We start from the raw sequence: 15055 nt of genomic DNA, 5'->3' as shown, positions 1-15055 counted from the left end.
TAGCTGAAAATAAGGATTATGCAGTTTGAGATGTTAAAGGAAAAATCGTCGATCATCAAAGTAATTGGTGTTGGCGGTGGCGGCGGCAACGCAGTAAACCATATGTACAGGCAGGGAATCACCGGTGTTGATTTCATTATTTGTAACACCGATGCGCAGGCTCTCGAGCTTAGCCCTATCCCTAACAAGGTTCAGTTAGGCGCAAGTTTAACAGAAGGTATGGGCGCCGGCTCTATCCCCGAGGTTGGTAAAAACTCGGCTATAGAGAACATTGACGACATTAAGCAGATGTTGGGCAGCAACACAAAAATGCTGTTCATCACCGCAGGTATGGGCGGTGGTACCGGTACAGGTGCAAGCCCTATTATAGCAAAGGCCGCCCGCGAGCTGGATATCCTTACGGTAGGCATCATCACCACTCCGTTCTCGTTTGAAGGCAAACGCCGTAAAATGCAGGCCGAAGAAGGTATGGAAGAACTGAAAAAGTATGTCGACTCATACCTGGTTATCTCAAACGACAGGCTTCGCCAGATCTTTGGTAATCTAACCATGAGTTCGGCATTTGCACAGGCAGATAACATCTTAACAACGGCCGCTAAAGGTATTGCCGAGATCATTACCCTGCCCGGTTATATCAACGTTGACTTTAAGGATGTGCGCACCGTAATGAAGGACAGCGGCGTATCTATAATGGGTAGCAGCAGTGCCGATGGTGAGAACCGCGCATTAAAAGCAGTAGAAGGTGCATTGGCATCTCCGCTGTTAAAAGATAACGAAATTGAAGGTGCACGTTACATCCTGTTAAACATCAGCTCAGGCGACAGCGAAGTAACCATGGATGAGGTAAGCGTTATTACCGATTACATCCAGGAAGAAGCCGGTTTAGCTGCCGACCTTATCTGGGGTAACTGTAAAGATGAAAATCTGGGCGATAAGATATCGGTAACCATCATCGCTACCGGTTTCCAAACTAAAGACGAGCGCGAGAAAGAGAACAACAACAAGAAAATAGTATCGATGCTGGTGCCTGAGAACGAGCCCTTGGTAAAACCCGTGAATGAGTTTATCACTCCGGTTAAAGCAGATACCGATCTGGTTGCTGAACCATATATGAAAAGCACCGTTAAGGACGAGCCTAAACAAACAGGTTTGTTCGACTTATTTGCCCGCGCTGAAGAGCAGGACAAACAAGATAATAACGACGTAATAAGATACAGCCTTACCGAAGAAGCACCAGCTGCCCCTGAAGAAGCAGAGGAAGCCGGATTTACTTTTAAAGTAACGGAGACCGTAATGAACTTTGAGCCTGTTGCTACGCAAGTACAGCAACCTGAGCCTGAACCTGAACCGGAGCCACAAGCTTTAAATGCCGACGAAGATAAAACTGATGAGTCTATTGAAGAGCAGCTGCGTAAATCTCGCGAGCGTATCATGCGCTTAAAAGACCTGAGCATGAAACTGCGCAACGGCAACATCCAGGAACTGGAGAATGTGCCTGCCTACAAACGCAAGGAAATAGCCCTTCAGCAAACACCTGCATCAGATGAAAGCCAGGTATCAAGGTTTTCATTATTGCCTGATAGCGACGGTAAAACCGAGATAAGGAACAATAACTCATTCCTGCACGATAACGTTGACTAATTGATTGAACCCTATACTAAGCCTTCCGACCCTTCGGAAGGCTTTTTTTGTTAAAGATTCTTTACGATAGTTAGCTACTATCTTGCGTTAAGGCTTTGTTAAGTTTTGGCAACAAAGCTGTGTGTTTTGCGTTTTGGGTTTGATGACAGCCTGTTATGGGCTATATTTGAGGTGTTATTTTTAAGAGAGAAACTATTTTGGACTTATTTGATAAAATCAATAAAAACGTAGGCGGGCCTATAGGCCAGCACCAGAAATGGTCGCACGGTTATTTTTCATTCCCTAAGTTAGAGGGCGAAATTCACCCGCACATGCAGTTCAACGGCAAAACCCATTTGGTGTGGAGCCTAAACAATTACCTTGGCTTAGCCAACCACCCCGAAGTGCGCCGGGCCGATGCTCAGGCCGCTGCAGATTACGGCATGGCTTACCCGATGGGTGCCAGGATGATGTCTGGCAATACCATTCACCACGAGGAGCTGGAGAATGACCTGGCCAGATTTGTAGGTAAAGAAGCCGCATTTTTATTAAACTATGGCTACCAGGGCATGGTGTCTATCATCGATGCACTGGTTGACCGTAACGACGTTATCGTTTACGATGCAGAATCGCATGCCTGTATCATTGATGGTGTTCGCCTGCACATGGGTAAACGCTTTGTGTACAAGCATAATGATGTAGATAGCTTTGAGAAACAACTGCAACGTGCCGAACGTATCACCATGCAAACCGGTGGCGGCATCCTGGTGATCACAGAGGGTGTTTTCGGTATGTCTGGCGCGCAGGGTAAACTGAAAGAGATAGTAGCATTAAAGGATAGATATAAATTCCGCATACTGGTTGATGATGCGCATGGTTTTGGTACCATGGGTAAAACCGGTGCCGGCACGCACGAGGCGCAGGATTGTGTTGAAGAGATCGATATTTTCTTCGGTACCTTTGCTAAATCTATGGCAGGTATAGGTGCATTTGTGGCTGCAGATAGCCAAATTATCAGTTACCTGCGTTATAATATGCGTTCGCAAACATTTGCCAAGGCGTTACCAATGCCTATGGTGATGGGCCTTAAAAAACGCTTTGAGCTATTGAAGGCAAACCCCGAACTGCGCGAGAAACTGTGGGCGGTAGCCAACGCCCTGCAAAAAGGTTTGGTTGAGCATGGTTTTGATATTGGTGTAACTAACAGCATGGTGACCCCCGTTTTCCTGAAAGGCGACCTGATGGAGGCCACCAGCCTTACCCGCGACTTGCGCGAGAACCACGATATCTTCTGCTCTATAGTCGTATATCCGGTTATTCCTAAAGGACTAATAATGCTTAGGCTGATTCCTACGGCTATGCACACCCTTGATGATGTGCAGAAAACCCTTACTGCATTTGCTGCCGTTGCCGCTAAGCTGAAAGATGGCGACTATAAAATGGCCGTTGTAGCATAAACTTTTTGTCAGAAAATTTAAAAATCCTGCGCAAAACACGCAGGATTTTTTGTTTTTGCTTAATAATGGCTTTAAATGCTGTTTTTATAACTATTAAGGCGTTTAGTTAAGTGTTAGATAAAAAAATAATGCATTGGGCAATAATTCTTTAATAAATGTCGGCACTACTAATCAAGCTGTTTTTAAAAGCAGCAAACAACAGCATAGTTTTTGATAATTTATAGCTGATAATGTGGAAAAAAACCGCTTTAAAGGCACTATTTTATAGGTAAAAAAATTTTTTTTTTGCACAAAAGAAATTAGATTAGCTTTAATTAAAACAATAAACCTCAAATTTTTAAAGGAGTAGTCACAATGAAAAAATTCGAAGAAGTAAAACAACTGGTTGCATCATTAGAGGCAGATGCTGACAAATTCTACAACAAAGGCAACAGCGCAGCTGGTACCCGCGTTCGTAAAGGCATGCAAGATCTTAAGAACTTAGCGCAAGCTATCCGTCTTGAGGTTCAGGACACTAAAAACCAAGCATAATTTGCCTGCACAAGGTTAATTTACTTTTAAATAAAAAATCCGGTAGCTGAGAAGGTACCGGATTTTTTATTGGTTACAATATGTGCGTCATTGCGAGGTACGAAGCAATATCTTCAGGACAAGTTAACACCTTGCTTCCAGGATTTGCTTAAAGAGATTGCTTCGTACCTCGCAATGACGCGTAGTAAAGTGCTTATCTCACCACCTTCAACTGCTCGGCGATCTTCTCATCAGCATTAGCACTCACATTTACCAATGGCAAACGTACTGTATCGCCGCAAACGCCCAATTGCTTCAGGGCGGCTTTAACACCCGCAGGGCTGCCTTCGGCAAACATCAGGCGGGTAAACTCTATCATACTGTAGTGAGAAGCGTGTGCGCCTTTAAAATCGCCGGCAAGGCACTTTCTTATCATGTCTGAGAACTGTTTCGGCAACGCATTGCCTACAACAGATATCACACCAACACCACCCATTGCTACCATTTGTAACGAGATAGGGTCATCGCCGGATATCACCAGGAAATCCTCAGGCTTATCGCGGAATAACTGGTTCAGCAGGTCAAAACTACCCGATGCCTCTTTTATGCCGATGATGTTTTTAAACTCCTTAGCCAAACGCACGGTGGTCTCAGCAGCTACTGATGAGCCTGTACGGCTTGGTACGTTATAAAGGATTATAGGCAGCTTAGCAGCCCCGGCAATTGCCTTGTAATGCTGGTAAATACCTTCTTGTGTTGGTTTATTATAATGCGGACTTGCCGATAGAATAGCATCGTAACCATCTATATCAAACTCAGCAATTTCGGTAACAGTTTCGCGCGTGTTATTGCCACCTATACCGGCAACAAGGGCAACACGTTTATTCACGGTTTTGGCAGTAAATTCCCACACCTTCTTCTTCTCGTCCTTGCTCAAAGTGGCGCTTTCGCCGGTTGTACCTAACGATACGAGGTACTCCACCCCGTTATCGATAAGGTGGCCTATCAGCTTTTCTAAAGCCGGGTAATCCACCTCTCCGTCTGCCTGAAAAGGAGTAACCATTGCAACTCCCGTTCCGTGAAATTTGTTCATGTTCAATTATTAAAGGTTGCTAAGATAATAATTAGAGATTAGAGGGCAGAGATAAGTGATTAGTTTTTTACACAAGAGCTTTTTCCCCGCCCTTGTTGGTGTCGTCACCAACAAGCCGCATGCAAGGTTACTAAGGCAGGTTGCCACGCATAAAGTTGTTGGTGAGGACACCAACAACGAGGCAAAAAAGGTTTGTCAGTCTGAGCTTGTCGAGGACTTGTCCGCGCGGTGAATGGTTCGACAAGCTCACCATGACATTCGGATGCATTCTGTAAATTCTAAAATTCAGTAAATCCTGATTCAGACGATCCCATGCAAGGCACCACCTTTAATCCCCATCGCATCAACAGTCTTCTCCACTGCCGTGTCTCGTTCTAACACAGGTGCGTGGTGTGGCTTAATACGGGCATCTATCATCAGCGGGCCGTGGCAGCCCCAATGTTTGTGCTCGGTAAAGCTGTTAATGCCATAGATATCGTGGCTTGGGTTGCTGCGGGTAAAGGTTACCCATACCAGGTTATTGATGTTGGCGGCAGTAAAAGCCGCATCATCACATAATACCATTAACGGCAGACCTAGCAGATCAGCTTCGGCAAGGTGTTCCTGCAGGATATCCAGTATCAGTGGCATATCGCTCTGGCGGATATTCTTTGGTATTTCCACTGCCAGTACGCCCGGCATCGCCATTTTGTAATTGACGATAGGGCGGGGTAGGTCAAACGACGATGGCAGCTCCGTCCACAATTCGCGTTTGATATCACCGGCAACGGTAACGGCTACCTTGCTGCCGCTGTTGAGGCCTTCGCCGCTGTAATCCAGCGTATCGATTGTTGTGCGGGTATGGAAATGCAGATCGCGGGTAAGATCAACGCGTTGCAGTATATGTTTCAGGAATGCGCCGATGTCGTTCACGTCCAGGCCCGGGTTATCCTCTTTAGCCGCGATGAATAAGTACTTGGCCAGGCTCAGCTGCCCCTTGCCCAAAATATGGTTGGCAATAGTGATCAGTTCTGCCGGGTGGCGTTCCTTTACATACGGCGTATAGCGCTCGCTGCCGATGGCGAAAAGCAAGGGGTGTACGCCTGCCGCATCCACCGCGTTAACGGCGTGCAGGCCCGGTATTTCTTTCGGCAGGGCGCTGCCGGTAATCTCATGTATCAGTGCACCAAAGCTGGTATCTTCCTGCGGCGGGCGGCCCACCACCGTAAACGACCAGATGGCATCTTTACGGTGGTAAACGTTATGCACTTTCATCAGCGGGAAAGGGTGAGTGAGGCTATAATAACCCAGGTGGTCGCCAAAAGGGCCTTCGGGTTTGTTTTCCATTGGCATAACCGTGCCGGTTATCACAAAATCCGCATCGGCAGAAATACAGAAACCCTCGGCATCATAAAAATAACGGAAACGGCGGTTTCCTAAAGCCCCCGCGAATGTCATCTCGCTTAAACCCTCGGGCAGCGGCATCACCGCAGCAACCGGGTGCGATGGCGGGCCACCTACAAATATGCTCACCTTTAGCGGCTGGCCTTTTGCGTTCGCTTTGGTTTGATGTACGCCAATGCCGCGGTGCAGCTGGTAGTGCAAGCCTATCTCTTTATCCTGTACATAATCGTTACCACCTAACTGGATGCGATACATGCCCAGGTTAGCATTCATAATGCCGGGAGCATCAATGTCTTCGGTATAAACCTGCGGCATGGTTACAAAGGGACCGCCATCTATAGGCCAGTTTACCACCTGCGGCAACTCGCTTATCTGCGTACGGCCATACATCACAGGCGCACTTTTGCCCACTTTCATCGGCAGAGCCGAAAGTGCCGTTAATGCCGTATTGGCATATTTAAACGGATGTTTAACCGCTTTTATAGGGTCATTTTTGATATCAACCAGTGTCTTGATCTTCTCCAGTGTATCGCGGAAGATAAATTTCGACCTATCCAGCGTACCAAACAAATTAGATATCGCCGGGAACTTACTGCCCTTCACATTCTCGAACAGAACGGCCGGCCCCTCGTTCTCAAACACGCGCAGGTGTATGGCTGCCATTTGCAGGTAAGGGTCGACTTCTTCTTTTATGCGGATGAGGTGACCATGTTTCTCCAGATCGGTAATGCAGGCCTGTAAGCTTTTGTATCCCATTTGGTGCCAAAGATATTACATAATGCCGTCAATAAGAAGTTGCAAAAGCTTACCTTTACCGCTGTCAATTATACCAACCCCATGTCGGTACTTGTTTTTACTGCTATTATTCTGGTAGGCGCTTATTTTGCCGGCTTGCTGGGTTCTTTAACGGGCCTTGGCGGCGGTGTTGTTATCATCCCCCTGCTTACTATTTTGTTAGGGGTTGATATTCATTATGCTATCGGTGCTTCGCTCATATCCGTTATTGCTACCTCATCGGGTTCGGCGGCGGCGTATGTAAAAGAAGGGATTACCAATATAAGGCTGGGAATGTTCCTGGAGATAGCAACCACCATCGGCGCTTTGGTTGGCGCATTGATAGCGGTTTATATCCCCACGCAATTCATAGCCATTCTGTTTGGTATCATCCTTACATTTTCGGCCATCATGTCGTTACGTAAAAAGGCGCAAAACACACTCTCTAAACCCACTTACCTGGCTGCTAAACTTAAACTATACGGGAGCTATCCCAACGGCAAAGGCGAGCAGGTCGAGTACGGCGTGACCCACGTTAGCGGCGGCTTTTTCATGATGCTGTTTGCAGGTGTTATTTCGGGTTTGTTGGGCATCGGCTCCGGCGCGTTGAAAGTAATTGCGATGGATACCATTATGCGTATCCCATTCAAAGTATCAACCACTACCAGTAATTTTATGATAGGGGTAACGGCTGCTGCAAGTGCGGTGGTTTACCTGCAACGCGGTTACATAGACCCGGGCATCTCTATGCCGGTAGTGCTGGGGGTTTTGCTTGGCGCCATGACGGGTTCCAAGATCCTTGTCCACACCAAATCATCGCGCTGGTTGCGCTGGGTGTTTGCCGTAGTGGTTACCTTTTTGGCCGGGCAAATGATCTACAACGGGGTAATGGGGAAAATATAGCAGAGATTAGTTAATTAGTGATCAGAGATTAGGATTGTTTCAAAACACTATATTTATCGCATTATAACTAACTAACCTCTAATTAACCAATCTCCAATCACTAACCCCCATGAAACGCCTGTTCTCCAATCTTACTTTTCAGGTTATTGTTGCCATTTTACTGGGGATATTGGTGGGCTTGTATTTTAAAGATTTTGCGCCGACTGCGCAGCTTATCAGCAAAACGTTCATCAGTTTGATAACCATGCTGATAGCGCCTATTATTTTTTTCACCATTGTGCTGGGCATTGCCGGTATGAGTGATATGAAGAAGGTAGGGCGTGTTGGTGGCAAGGCCCTGCTTTACTTTGAACTGGTGACCACTCTTGCTTTGGTAATTGGTGTTGCTATTGCTAACATCGTAAAACCTGGTGCCAACTTTATCAATAATCATGTTAAGGTAGATTCATCTAAATTGGCCGAATACGAAAAGGCTGCCGCCAATATGAAATGGGGCGAGTTTTTTGCCCACATCGTACCGGGCAACCTGTTTAAAGCTTTTGCCGACGGCGATATTCTGCAGATCCTGTTCTTTGCCATTTTGTTCGGTTTCGGCTTAAGCCGGATGGGGAAAACGGGTGAATCGCTCATTCAGTCGTTTGATAAGCTGTCGAAAGTGTTCTTTAATATCATGAAAATAGTGATGAAGGCCGCCCCGCTGGGTGCCTTCGGCGGGATGGCTTATACTATCAGTACTTACGGTATCAAGACTTTGCAGCCGCTGGCTATGCTCATGGGCTCGGTATATCTCACTATGTTCCTGTTCATTTTTGTGGTGCTAAATATCATCGCGGCACTGTTCAAATTCAGCCTGTGGCAATATCTAAAGCATATTAAAGAGGAGATACTCATTGTTCTGGGTACATCCTCATCAGAGTCGGCCCTGCCGGGGATGATGGAAAAGCTGGAGAAATTTGGCTGTTCAAAATCGGTAGTAGGTTTGGTTATCCCCGCGGGATATTCTTTTAACCTGGATGGGACAACTATTTATCTCTCCATGTCTACCATTTTTCTGGCGCAGGTATTTAAGATCAACTTGTCGTTAGAGCAACAACTCACCATCATAGGCATATTGATGCTTACCTCAAAGGGGGCAGCAGGTGTTACGGGAAGTGGTTTTATTGTATTAACCTCAACTTTGGCAGCTATCAAAATTATCCCTGTTGAGGGGGTAGCTATCCTGCTGGGGGTAGACCGCTTTATGAGCGAAGCACGTGCCATTACCAATGTTATCGGCAACGGTGTGGCAACTATTGTGGTAGCAAAAAGTGAAGGTGAGTTTAGCCCTCAGGTTCCCTGACGGGAGAGTGGTAATACTTAACGTTATCTGTAAATGAAAACAATATCAATCTGCCTGGTTCTGGTTATTTCGTGCTTTGTTGCTTTTGGGCAGAAGGCGAAAAAAACACGTAAAGCACCCCGCACTATTGTACTGAATTGGGAACCTGTTGCCTACCCTGACCTTCAAAAAAATATCGATCAGCTCAGGTACGATTCGGTTAAAGTGTTTTCTTTCGGATGCGAAAAACTATTAAACCCGCAACCAAAAGGTTTTTTATACAAGACCAGGCAGGATGGCGAAGGTATAAGATTTGGTGAACCGATTGTTGATTCCACTCAGCACTGGCTGCCTACACTGGCTGACGCGGGTCATGTATTATCATCCAAAGACACTGAAAAAATACTGACCACAGTAAAAAAGTACCTGCATGATCAATATAAAGGCAATCCCTTAGGCTGTTTTGATCCGCATATGGGCATAGTATTTTTTAAAAACGGAATAGCTAATGCGCATATGGATGTCTGCTTAGGATGCAGTAAAATGTATTTTGAGATCTTCAACGAGCAGAAAGTTATGTACAGATTTAATTTAGAGTTGTTAGGTAAAAACACAGAAAACTTATTTAGATCTCTAAAATCCGGTTATCAGCTTATCGATTGTAAATAAGCTTCACTACCTTACCGTCCCTTTCCTAAAGTCAACCTGTGTAGGTGCATCCTTACCTTTCAGGTTCTTATAACTATCATAATTGCGTTTAATGTATTGCGATAGGTCGTACTCGGTCATGCCGTCAATTAAGTATTGGGGCGGCTGGTAGTTGGCCATAAAGGTATCCAGCGAGTCGCCTTTCATGCCGGTAACTTTAGTTACCAGTCCGCGGTTAAAGCGCAGGGCAATATGGTTATCGCGCTCCAGCCGTATCATGGCCTGCTGCAGGCGGTACTGGCTGGTCTTCTTTTTAAACAGGCTTTTATACAGGGCCAATACATCAACATTAACAAAAGCAAAAGGTGCATCGGTACTGCTGTGGTGCATTATATCGGTAAGTACAGGGCCCTTAAAAGCATACTCCTTGGCAAAAATGCGGCGGTTATCCAATGAATCCTGCAGGTAGCGTTTTTTTGCAGATACGGTTACACCGTTCAGTTTATAAGTAAGTGGTACCAGTTCTATTAGTTTCAGTTGCCCGCTAAATGGTGTTACAGGGATGGCCACGGGTTTGTAGCCCATGGTTTTTATTTTCAGGGTATCACTTATCTGTCGTATGCGTACGGTGAACCCACCCGCCTCGTTGGTAAAAACATTTGAACCCGTTACCGATACCACTATAAAAGGCACCGGTTTGCGCGTGTCTTTCTCAATAACAAAACCGGTAACATTTTGGGCTGATGCTTTTATACAGCAAAATAGTAACATCAAAAAGGCCAGGTGTTTCATTTTTAGATGCTTTAATGATAAAGTTAAACAAAAAAGGCCTTTAAAAAAGCCTTTAACAGTTTTTAACAGTGTGGTTGATGGGAATGCTCATTCAATGCATGGGTTTAAAGATCGCCTTTAGCCGGCCAATAATTAAAAAGTTATTAAGGTTTTGGATCATAATACACTGTAAATACCCTGCCGCTAACCACGGTGGAAATTTTTTGACGTAAAAATGCCATACAGGGCAAAATTTAGTTTGACTTTAAGGCCAATAACTTTAGCTTTGCCATACAAAAATCAAAAGCCGATGAGCGTTCTCGTAAATAAAGATTCGAAAGTTATCGTACAAGGTTTCACAGGCAAAGAAGGTTCATACCATGCCGAGCAAATGATAGCCTATGGTACACAGGTTGTTGGTGGTGTTACACCGGGTAAAGGTGGCCAAAGCCATTTAGACCGCCCTGTGTTTAACACAGTGAAAGATGCAGTTGACCAAACTGGTGCCGATGTATCTATCATTTTTGTGCCGCCTGCATTTGGTGCTGATGCCATTATGGAAGCTGCCGAAGCAGGTATTAAAGTTATTGTATGTATCACCGAAGGTATCCCTACAAGGGATATGATAGAGGTTAAAGAATATATCAGTGATAAAGATACCCGTTTAATTGGCCCTAACTGCCCTGGTATTATCACTGCTGATGAAGCTAAAATTGGTATTATGCCGGGCTTTATCTTCAAAAAAGGTAACGTAGGTGTGGTATCAAAATCAGGTACTTTAACTTACGAAGCGGTTGACCAGGTTGTTAAAGCCGGTTTAGGTATTACTACCGCCATAGGTATCGGTGGCGACCCTATTATTGGTACACCAACCAAAGATGCGGTTGAATTGCTGATGAACGACCCTGATACCCACGGTATCATCATGATCGGCGAGATAGGTGGTGGTATGGAAGCAGAAGCTGCCCGCTGGATAAAAGAAAACGGTACTAAACCGGTTGTTGGCTTTATTGCCGGCCAAACTGCGCCTCCGGGCCGCCGTATGGGCCATGCTGGTGCCATTGTTGGTGGTGCTGATGATACTGCTGCTGCAAAAATGAAAATTATGGCAGAGTGTGGTATCCGCGTTGTAGAATCTCCTGCCGAGATTGGCGCTGCCATGGCAGAGGAATTAGCTAAGAAATAATACCCCTGGCTCCCTGAAGGGGGAATAGGATTTAATATAAAAAGTCCCGGTCAAATTTTTGGCCGGGACTTTTTTGTTTACAGGCATCGCGATACCGGGTTTATTTTAACACTTCAAAAGTGGTGTAATTTTATTTGAAAGTTTTTGTTGTAAAGTTTTTGTGAAAATTTTAAACCTTATCGAAATAATCATGTTGTAGCAAGAGAAATCCTATTCTTTACACATGAGATCAAAATTACTTTGCCTTATCCTTTTGAGTTTTTCTGTTGCGCTGTTCAGCTGCAAAAAGGATAAAGACGATTCACTATCATCTGTTAAAAAGAACATTATTGGTACCTGGGAAGTGCAAAGCGTTACCGAAGTACGTTATGATGCATCGGGCAAACAAGTTGATACCCGCGACCTTGGCGTTAACCCCGGCACACAGGTCCGTTTCATTGACCAAACCACTGTAAACGACGGTTCTATTGATAAAGATTATCCCTACTCGCTTAACGAAACCGAAGGCAAGGCAACACTCACCATTGACAATCAAACTTATAACATAAGGATCACCAACGGTACCATGACCTGGGCATTGGAGGCCGAGGTTATTAATGATAGCTACTCTAAAAGCGTTATTACTTACCAGTTTAAAAAAGTATAAACAATAAACCAAACAATAAAATCCCAAACACAATGAAATCAAAAGCACTTTTACTTATTTTATTTATTTCAACTGCTTTATTTAGTTGTAAAAAAGACAAAGCCGATTCTGTATCAACAGTAAGAAAAGAAATAGTTGGTAAATGGCAAATCCAATCACTTACTTATGTTGGTTATGACGCATCTGGCAAAGAAGTGGAAAGAGAAACCCAAAACGGAGATGATAGTAACACCATTGAATTTTTAATTGATAACACGGTTAGAACCTCAAGTTCGGATGGTAGTTCTCCTTATGCTATAAGTGAGGTAAATGGAAAAGCGCAGGTTCAATATCAGAATCAAACTTATAACGTTAAAATTACCAGCGGTACAATGGTATGGACGGTTGAACAGACCGGAGAAAATCAGGCTTATGCTAAAATCGTTTTAACAATTCAGTTTAAAAAAGTATAATCCAGTAGCTTATACTATTAAAAGTCCTGGTTAGCAATAGCCGGGATTTTTTATTTATATGGCGCCGAAATCATATTCTGACAACGACACTGCATTGCGCAGAACACCCATAGTCAACCCTTTGTAAACATCCTTTTACCAAACAATCAAAAGGTTGTATTTGTCGTATATTTATGTGTGGAGCAATGGTGAAATTCACTCATTCGCTCATTCCATCATTCACTCATTAAATTGATAACATGTCATATAATCAGTTAACACCCGAAGAAGAATACGTAATACTACATAAAGGAACCGAGCGCCCTTTTACCGGCGATCTGTTGAACAATAAGGCACAGGGCGTGTATGTGTGCAAGCGTTGTGATACGCCGCTTTACCAGTCGGCAGATAAGTTTGAATCTTTTTGTGGCTGGCCAAGCTTTGATGACGAGATACCAGGCGCGGTAAAACGTGTACCCGATGCTGATGGCCGTCGCGTAGAGATCGTATGCAACAATTGCGGCGCGCACCTGGGGCACGTTTTTGAAGGAGAGTTTATGACGCCTAAAAATACGAGGCATTGTGTAAACTCCATCTCCATGAAATTTGTACCAATTGATGAATTGAAGAAATAAGTTTAAAAGCTAAACACCGGGACAGTAAATATCATCCCCGTCAGCACAAAAAACTGACGGGGATTTTTTCTTTTTCCACATTAATATTTTGTTGAAAAATCCTGAAGGAATTAGTGCTTTTTCGGCGTGCGGAAACCGCTTTTCTGAAGCCTTTTAGCTTAGACATTCCTTTGGGTTTTAGGGTTGTTGAGAATGTGTTTATATCCTGCAAATTTTTCTGATTTTTTATTTTCAGCATCTCATATCGGGTGATAATGCGCTGTTTTATAAACCATTGAAATTTTTATCATCCCACAATAATCTGAATGTCATGTTGATGATTGTGGACAACTTATAGGTGATGTTAAAAACTTAGACTATCTCGCAATTATTGGATGCCCTATCTTTGGATTACAAGTTCTTTCAAGGCTATCTATGATGTGGGCTATCTGCCCGCAAATTTGAAAAAAGAACCATAACAAATATGGTTTAGAACGTGCAACTAATAACAAGTTGAAGTAGGATCTGGAGAGGTTGAAATTGAGTGAGTAATAAGCGCAAGTCGGTGTCGGCTGCTAACTTTTGTAAAAAACTCACATGGTAATCGTATCGGCTTTTGGGCCGGTTTTAGTGCAAATTGAAAGAACGCGTAACGGAGTATTTAGATATATAATATAAAGAGGCAATGCAAGAGGAAACCGAATTACTGTTAAGAGAAAACAAAGACCGCTTTGTTATTCTGCCGATAAAATACCCTGCAATATGGGAGATGTACAAAAAGTCTGAAGCCAGCTTCTGGACCGCCGAAGAGATAGATCTTTCGGACGATCTGAAACACTGGGAGAGCTTAAACTCGGGCGAAAAACATTTTATATCGCACGTATTAGCATTTTTTGCGGCCAGTGATGGTATAGTGAACGAGAACCTTGCCATAAACTTCATGAGCGAAGTGCAACTGCCAGAGGCGCGTTGTTTCTACGGTTTCCAGATCATGATGGAGAACATCCACTCTGAAACCTATGCATTACTTATTGATACTTATGTAAAAGATCCGGTTGAGAAGGATCGCCTTTTTCACGCTATTGAAACCGTGCCTTGTGTAGGTAAAAAAGCAGAATGGGCGCTTCGCTGGATAAACAACGGAACTTTTGCAGAACGTTTGGTAGCATTTGCTGCTGTTGAGGGGATCTTCTTCTCTGGTAGTTTCTGTTCTATCTTCTGGTTAAAGAAACGCGGTTTAATGCCGGGCTTAACCTTTAGCAATGAGCTGATCTCTCGTGATGAAGGTTCGCACTGTGAGTTTGCTTGTTTATTATACAGCATGCTGGAGAACAAACTAAGCAAAGAGGCTGCAACAGCTATCATTACTGATGCGGTTGAAATTGAAAAAGAATTTGTTACTGATGCACTACCGGTTAACCTGATTGGTATGAACGCCAAACTAATGCAGCAATACATTGAATTTGTTGCCGACAGATGGTTAGTAGAGCTGGGTTACGATAAAGTGTACAATGCAACCAATCCGTTTGATTTTATGGAGATGATAAGCCTGCAGGGCAAAACCAACTTCTTTGAAAAACGTGTTGGCGACTACCAAAAAAGCGGCGTAATGAATAGCCCTGAGAGTAAATCATTCTCATTAGACGAGGATTTTTAGGGGTTAGTGATTGGAGATTTGTGATTAGAGATTAGGAGAAGATC

The 15055-nt window shown here is 44.1% G+C and carries 14 protein-coding genes; 11 read left to right on the top strand and 3 right to left on the bottom strand.

The window, feature by feature from the left end; all coding sequences use genetic code 11:
- Positions 1-18 precede the first annotated feature (18 nt).
- From ftsZ to D0C36_RS07035, 3 genes are all read left to right on the top strand, one after another.
- Positions 19-1641, top strand: a complete 1623-nt coding sequence (ftsZ, locus tag D0C36_RS07045; protein WP_117390839.1) for a cell division protein FtsZ — start codon at positions 19-21, stop codon at positions 1639-1641.
- A gap of 197 nt (positions 1642-1838) precedes the next feature.
- On the top strand, positions 1839-3077 hold the full coding sequence (locus tag D0C36_RS07040) for an aminotransferase class I/II-fold pyridoxal phosphate-dependent enzyme (protein WP_117390838.1): 1239 nt from the start codon (positions 1839-1841) through the stop codon (positions 3075-3077).
- Positions 3078-3431: 354 nt separating this feature from the next.
- Complete coding sequence (locus D0C36_RS07035) at positions 3432-3608, top strand: histone H1 (protein WP_117390837.1); 177 nt, start codon at positions 3432-3434, stop codon at positions 3606-3608.
- Positions 3609-3801: 193 nt separating this feature from the next.
- On the opposite strand, the gene dapA is transcribed toward D0C36_RS07035, so the two are convergent.
- Positions 3802-4680: a 4-hydroxy-tetrahydrodipicolinate synthase gene (dapA, locus tag D0C36_RS07030; protein WP_117390836.1), complete on the bottom strand. Its 879-nt coding sequence runs from the start codon at positions 4678-4680 to the stop codon at positions 3802-3804.
- Between the two features lie 300 nt (positions 4681-4980).
- Positions 4981-6819: a UbiD family decarboxylase gene (locus tag D0C36_RS07025; protein WP_117390835.1), complete on the bottom strand. Its 1839-nt coding sequence runs from the start codon at positions 6817-6819 to the stop codon at positions 4981-4983.
- 81 nt (positions 6820-6900) lie between these two features.
- Here D0C36_RS07025 and D0C36_RS07020 point away from each other — a divergent pair, with 81 nt between their 5' ends.
- The 3 genes from D0C36_RS07020 (at position 6901) to D0C36_RS07010 (ending at position 9727) form a co-directional block, all read left to right on the top strand.
- Positions 6901-7740: a sulfite exporter TauE/SafE family protein gene (locus tag D0C36_RS07020; RefSeq protein WP_117391394.1), complete on the top strand. Its 840-nt coding sequence runs from the start codon at positions 6901-6903 to the stop codon at positions 7738-7740.
- A 109-nt stretch (positions 7741-7849) separates the two neighbouring features.
- On the top strand, positions 7850-9079 hold the full coding sequence (gene dctA, locus D0C36_RS07015; protein WP_117390834.1) for a C4-dicarboxylate transporter DctA: 1230 nt from the start codon (positions 7850-7852) through the stop codon (positions 9077-9079).
- 33 nt (positions 9080-9112) lie between these two features.
- The gene (locus D0C36_RS07010) at positions 9113-9727 is read left to right on the top strand and encodes a hypothetical protein (protein ID WP_117390833.1); all 615 of its coding nucleotides are present in this window, start codon (positions 9113-9115) and stop codon (positions 9725-9727) included.
- A 6-nt stretch (positions 9728-9733) separates the two neighbouring features.
- On the opposite strand, the gene D0C36_RS07005 is transcribed toward D0C36_RS07010, so the two are convergent.
- The gene (locus D0C36_RS07005) at positions 9734-10498 is read right to left on the bottom strand and encodes a carboxypeptidase-like regulatory domain-containing protein (protein ID WP_117390832.1); all 765 of its coding nucleotides are present in this window, start codon (positions 10496-10498) and stop codon (positions 9734-9736) included.
- A 289-nt stretch (positions 10499-10787) separates the two neighbouring features.
- Between D0C36_RS07005 and sucD the strand changes: the two genes are divergently transcribed.
- From sucD to D0C36_RS06975, 5 genes are all read left to right on the top strand, one after another.
- The gene (gene sucD / locus D0C36_RS07000) at positions 10788-11663 is read left to right on the top strand and encodes a succinate--CoA ligase subunit alpha (RefSeq protein ID WP_117390831.1); all 876 of its coding nucleotides are present in this window, start codon (positions 10788-10790) and stop codon (positions 11661-11663) included.
- A gap of 223 nt (positions 11664-11886) precedes the next feature.
- Entirely contained in the window at positions 11887-12309 is a 423-nt protein-coding gene (locus D0C36_RS06995) for a hypothetical protein (RefSeq protein ID WP_117390830.1), read from the top strand.
- A gap of 32 nt (positions 12310-12341) precedes the next feature.
- Positions 12342-12761, top strand: coding sequence for a hypothetical protein (locus D0C36_RS06990; protein WP_117390829.1), 420 nt, complete (start codon positions 12342-12344; stop codon positions 12759-12761).
- 239 nt (positions 12762-13000) lie between these two features.
- On the top strand, positions 13001-13375 hold the full coding sequence (locus D0C36_RS06985; protein ID WP_117390828.1) for a methionine-R-sulfoxide reductase: 375 nt from the start codon (positions 13001-13003) through the stop codon (positions 13373-13375).
- Between the two features lie 664 nt (positions 13376-14039).
- Positions 14040-15011 (top strand): ribonucleoside-diphosphate reductase small subunit, encoded by a 972-nt coding sequence (locus D0C36_RS06975; protein ID WP_117390826.1) that lies wholly within the window; start codon positions 14040-14042, stop codon positions 15009-15011.
- The last annotated feature ends 44 nt before the right edge of the window (positions 15012-15055 follow it).

The sequence above is a fragment of the Mucilaginibacter conchicola genome (genome assembly GCF_003432115.1).
Classification (GTDB): domain Bacteria; phylum Bacteroidota; class Bacteroidia; order Sphingobacteriales; family Sphingobacteriaceae; genus Mucilaginibacter; species Mucilaginibacter conchicola.
The sequence above is the reverse complement of the archived record's forward strand: the minus strand, read 5'-3'. Positions and strand labels throughout refer to the sequence as shown.